This is a genomic window from Pseudomonas sp. KB_15 (genome assembly GCF_052114525.1).
Classification (GTDB): domain Bacteria; phylum Pseudomonadota; class Gammaproteobacteria; order Pseudomonadales; family Pseudomonadaceae; genus Aquipseudomonas.
In genome coordinates this window covers 1-5,383 of the sequence record NZ_JBFREX010000089.1, presented here as the reverse complement: position 1 = coordinate 5,383, position 5,383 = coordinate 1, and the positions used below count along the sequence as shown (strand labels likewise).

Annotated in this window: 4 protein-coding genes and 1 pseudogene; all 5 read right to left on the bottom strand. The window is 42.5% G+C overall.

Annotated features, from left to right (window positions below; genetic code table 11):
- A pseudogene (locus AB4Z35_RS29670) lies at positions 1-373 on the bottom strand (hypothetical protein); the annotation flags it as partial.
- Entirely contained in the window at positions 351-1,601 is a 1,251-nt protein-coding gene (locus tag AB4Z35_RS29665) for a hypothetical protein (protein WP_442101113.1), read from the bottom strand. The pseudogene AB4Z35_RS29670 and the gene AB4Z35_RS29665, both read right to left, overlap by 23 nt.
- Entirely contained in the window at positions 1,598-2,905 is a 1,308-nt protein-coding gene (locus AB4Z35_RS29660; RefSeq protein ID WP_442101112.1) for an EpsG family protein, read from the bottom strand. Before AB4Z35_RS29660 ends, AB4Z35_RS29665 begins: the two co-directional genes overlap by 4 nt.
- 8 nt (positions 2,906-2,913) lie before the next feature.
- Positions 2,914-3,147, bottom strand: a complete 234-nt coding sequence (locus AB4Z35_RS29655) for a hypothetical protein (RefSeq protein ID WP_442101111.1) — start codon at positions 3,145-3,147, stop codon at positions 2,914-2,916.
- Positions 3,148-3,986: 839 nt separating this feature from the next.
- Positions 3,987-5,015 (bottom strand): LPS O-antigen chain length determinant protein WzzB, encoded by a 1,029-nt coding sequence (locus AB4Z35_RS29650; RefSeq protein ID WP_442101110.1) that lies wholly within the window; start codon positions 5,013-5,015, stop codon positions 3,987-3,989.
- Positions 5,016-5,383: the final 368 nt, after the last annotated feature.

The following is a 5,383-nucleotide window of genomic DNA, read 5'->3' as shown; positions in this document are numbered from 1 at the left end:
GGTATGACGATTTGACTCTACGTTTCAGAGCATTGAATATTGGGTGCATAACCATGGCAGGTGAATAGTTAATCACCAGATCGTATTGTGACTGAGACAAGCATTTTTTAACATTTGGAATATTTAGACGCGCGGCAAAAAACCACTTCAAGACCTGGCCAACCCTTCCCCTCAAAGCACCGACCATAGTTGAAAAGACATGAATTTTTACGCCATTCTTTTCAACGAAAGCGTAGTGCTTATGCTGTCCACTCCAATCTAGAAAAACAACCTCCACACTATGGTTAAGCGCGAGCTCCTCAGCCAAACTATCCGTCAACCAAGAGTGACCACTCTGAAGAGAGTAACTACTACACAGCATTAGAATTTTCAACTTGGCGCCCCTTAAAATAACAAAAAACCAAAACACACATTACAGAAGCGCATATTACATACGCAACCACATAGGACAAACCCACCCCTTCAACATTGCCACGAGATTGCAAGAGGTGATAAAAAGTAAAAAATAGAACACCTTGCAATACCTCGAACAGCAGTGCACTACCGTAACGCCCAGCCGATATTAAAGTAAACGAACAGAATAATGCAACCCCTCTAAAATAATCGCCAATCAAATAATAAGAAAAATAACTTCTTGCCGTTTTATATTCATCACTGAACAACAAGTACACAATAATATCGCGAAGACAAAACACCGTCACCGCTACAGCAAGGTAAACCATTGAAATGGCGATTAACTTTTTCTGCCAACCCCACCAACTTATCGCTGACAGATTTTTCGAAAAATATGGGAGGAGAATCGCAGAGCAAAACAACCCATAGAACTGCTGCATGGTGTCAGAAAACTTCACTGCGACCTGCCAGTTACTTAGCTCTACTCCGCCATAGAGTTGGAGAAACAACTCTCTCACCAGAATCCCAACAAATGGCAATGATGCGAGGCCTGCGTAAACTATGATGCAATACTTCAATATTGCCAAAAAACCACCATCTACACGCAGCGCCTTGAAGTTGAATCGAATACGCTCTGGAAATGACTTGATTAAAAACATCACAGGGAGGACATACGACAAAGGCATAATCCAGTAGATAGCCTTAATCGAATCCGTTTCCACTGCAACAAATACCAAAAATAAATACACCAAAGACGCCGCAACGTTCGAAAAGGCAAACAACTTCAGCCTTTTTCTGGCCAGCGCCAACGCCATCAAACAACCATAAACATTTGATATATAAAACACTACCAAACAATACAATATAAAAAACCAACTAACCTCATCAAAAAAAATGTAAGTCTCTAAATAACTCTTGAAACCAATCATTAAAAATGCAAGTAAAAACAAAAAAATCAAGCCATAGGAAAACACAGCAGAAATCTCTTTTTCCGAAGAGATCACATCGCTTGATTGCGAAAGCCTATTCACCAAATAATTTATTGCCCCCCCCAATGAAAGCCCAAACACAATCGCCATAAATGCCATAAACTGTGTTATATAACCAAAACCTTCACTACCCAGGCTTACCGCCAAAAACCTCAAAACCGCCAACGCACAAAACATCTTTACGGAAAATGAAAACCCTATATAAAGGACGCCTTTCATTGCTCGCCCCCAAGCCACTGAGAGTCATACTCTTTATAGTACTTTAGTGTCCGCGCCTCACCGTCATTCCCCTCCCCGCTCAACCACCGTTCATACATGTTGTAATAGGGGGTGTACGGAAAAAACAGCGGACCACTAACCTCGTGCATCAGCACCATAAAACTAGCCATCAAAAAAACAACACCGTAAACCAACCTATTGAAAACTTTCATTCGCATTACAGCTGTTAAAAATAAATAAAAGAAAGGCATCAATACAAAATACTTAATCCGATCATGAAAAATTGGATATTTCCAGAAAACCAACAATGCGATTATGTATATATAACTCAAATTCAGCAGTAGCTTTTCATCATCTTCTTCCTGAATCCGAAACACCAGAAAAACATACATAGACACCACAATCAGCTTATATAAAAACTCTCCCACCCCTCTCTGATAGCTTACACCCAACAACAAATAGAAATTTAGTTTCGAGCTAATAAATTCCGGCATAACCCCTGAAACAATTTGAACTACACCTCCAGCCAAATCTATGCCCGCAACATACATAATGGCAACCAGAAATAAAAAAACCAGCGTATGCGACCGAGGAAAAGACAAACGCGCCAATAACATCAGTACGCCTATCACGATAGAAAAGGTGTGAAACAACGAGGCCAACATAACAAACAAAAGAAACTTTACGTTTTTCCCCTTCAACATAAAAAGCAATGCCAAAGACAAAAAGGATAACGCAATAGACATCCTTAGGACACCCATTTGCAGCACAAGAAATAACCAGCAGAAGTAAATCAATACTCCGGTCACCGTCCCTCTTCCAAGTGCATTGTTCAACTTCAAGAAGGCGTAACAGTTGAAGATACCAACCAAAAACTGCACCCACCAAAAACTCAAACCGAGGAGACTCAAAACATAAAGAAACACCGAGAAACCTAATTCAGATCCGTTATCTCGTCCGAACGAAATTGCAGCCGCCAAACTGCCACTCTCAGATACTCCATTATATATATTCTTGTAAACAAACCAATCGTATCCGGTATCATCACGCAACCCAGCCACGATAACAAAATAAACAAAGGCTACAAAAACTGCGAGCCCAAAACTTTTGACTCGTGAACCACAAGCAAGTTCGCAAAAATACATTGGCACTAATGCTATGGCTAACCAGATATAAAACAAAACCAAATCTCCATTACGCCAATTTATTACTTGATCAAAAATCATCCTGATAGCTATTGGCCCTTGTGCCCCTTGGCGATTGTGTTTTTCTATTGAGACGAAAATCACTTTCGCGGGAGCCATTTTCTCCGCTACACCGGCACAGCCTGCTCTGCAAGACCAAGACATCCAGGCAAAATCAGCGTTGAAGCAGCGTTGAAAAGCAGCCCGCCCAAAACATCTGTCAATCCTTGAGTGGGCACCAACACACCGGCGGCATGCAACGCCACCTTACGCAACTGCGCCCCTAAGATAGTCAGCTGCGCTCCCGACCCACTCGATTGCGACCAAAAACAATCCATAAAATGAAAGGTGGCCGTGAGCATTATCGCATTTCCACCTAAACTGCACGACACCAAGCTCGGAAATAGATTATTTTTTTACAATACTGGCATAATGCTTGCGCGCCAAGCTGAAACCATTTACTGTAGGGTGAGAATTGGCGGCCTTTGCGATTATCATTGACGAAATTCATGCGCATTCTATATTGCCCCTAAAACTTAGCGCCCTCCATGCAATAGCAAAACAACATCGCTTTTCTCTGACACATTCCTGCACAGCATTCAAAAAACATATCAACCAGGTGAGAAGGCTAACTTCCTTCACCGCCCCTCCTCCGAAGCCGTGTCTTACAAAGACATCGCCAATATGCGGCCTAGCCAGAACTCCCCTCACAAGATCGAAAATAGTCTTCGGAAGACTAAAACAATTGAATATTGCCGCCAGAAAATCCAGCTAATTAAAAACACCTCAGTTTAAAAACCAGCCCCATGTTAGAGACTAATTAATTAGCCCCTGCCCCCCATAAAAGCACTTGGAATGCTTATCAAGAAACTGCATGAGCCATGAAATAAAATGACACTCGCATACCTGGAAGCCAAAATCAAAAGACTAAATGAAAGACAATACAAATATGAGAGAGGTAGAGTTGCACCCAAAAGCAATCTGACCCATATCGCCAGGTCCTACCTCCCTAAATTTTCGTATACTTAGCAATAATCAGCTTCCAGACACCAATAAAATATTCAATATCGAAACTTCAGTCCAAAAAATTCGCCAGCGCAGACCATATAAAGTAATCGATATTGGGAGCTTCTAGATTTCCAAAAGGATCCCAACACCGATTTCCGCAACAACAAATTCATTGCGACCCGCGAGTAGAAGATTAACTCCGTCTCGATTTCAAAACAAAAACTCGTCCCAACGCAATAGCAGTACCCAATAGCCCACCTAAAATAACACCCAATATCAAGACAAGAGCTTTTTTAGGTTTAATGGGAGTGCTAGGTTGATCCACAATGCCATCCTGTCGATACACCGTGACGCTATACTCCCCAGTTTCCAGGGCCTTGTAAAAATCATACCAATTTTGCAAGGTTCTCAACCCTGGAATAAATGGGTCATTCGACTCCCTGTTTTCGAGATTTTTCAACTCAGCCTCAAGCACTTTGCTACCGCGCATGTAGGCATCACTGCCTGCCATATTACCGGCCAACCCAGACGTACCGTCACCAGTAAAAACGATAGATTTTTCCAATCCACTAGCTTTTGCAAGTGCCAAAGCCTCACGTACCTGGCTGATCGTATCTTCTCGAACTTTTTTGGCTGACTCACGAAGAGAATCTATCTGCAACTGTTGGTTACGAGCTAAAACTGAAGCTTCTTTAGTTGCGTTGCTAATCACTTCACGCTGTGCACGTTGCCCAGCCAGCTCAACATACTGGCTCACCCAATTAGTAACTGTCACGGGATCCTTTCCCTGAATGGAAACCAACCAACGCCCGCCTAAGTCTTTATCCAAAGGTGAAACCGCCACATCCCTGGAAAACTTCTCGTACTGTTCAGCGTTTCGACCTGAGACAGGTAAAAAGTTATTTTCAAAAAATGTTCGACGCAACGAATCAGACTGAAGATTTCGCAGAAACACCTTGTATACGTCATCAACTGTAAATGGATTTAAAGCAGAGCTTTTCTCGCGCCCATAATTCAAGTTAGCAATATTTTCAAAAGTCGGTGGAGATATATAGTATTTAGCTTCGTACACGGGCGGCGATACAAACGCATACACCCCAGCTATAAAAGTAGCAACTAGCGTTACGACTAAAATAAGTTTTTTCTGCTGCAGTAGAGCGTTGAAAAGCTCCAGCAAGTCGAACTCATCTGAAAAAATAACAGCGTTATTATTGCTTTGCATATTACTATTTGCCCTTCAGTTTAACCATTGCCATCAATCCGCCTTTATTAGTACCCCCCAGCCTTCTAACACACTGACGAGCCGAACAAGCACGCTACCAAATCCAAAAACGTTGACTTCGAAGATTGTCCGATAAAGCTCCGTGATTGCCTCGAGTCAACTTCTAATTATACTGTACTCGGCGGTACCAAAAACCGAATCGATATCTGTAGATATTATTGCTTCTRCTTGGCATTGGCACGGCGACGCTTATGACCACGCTGCCATACGACCAACATACCCATGGCCGGCCCGACCATCAGACCGAGCAACAAGCCACCCAGCAACAATACCGAGACGGGCAGCTGGGGAAAGCTGAAGCCCAGGAA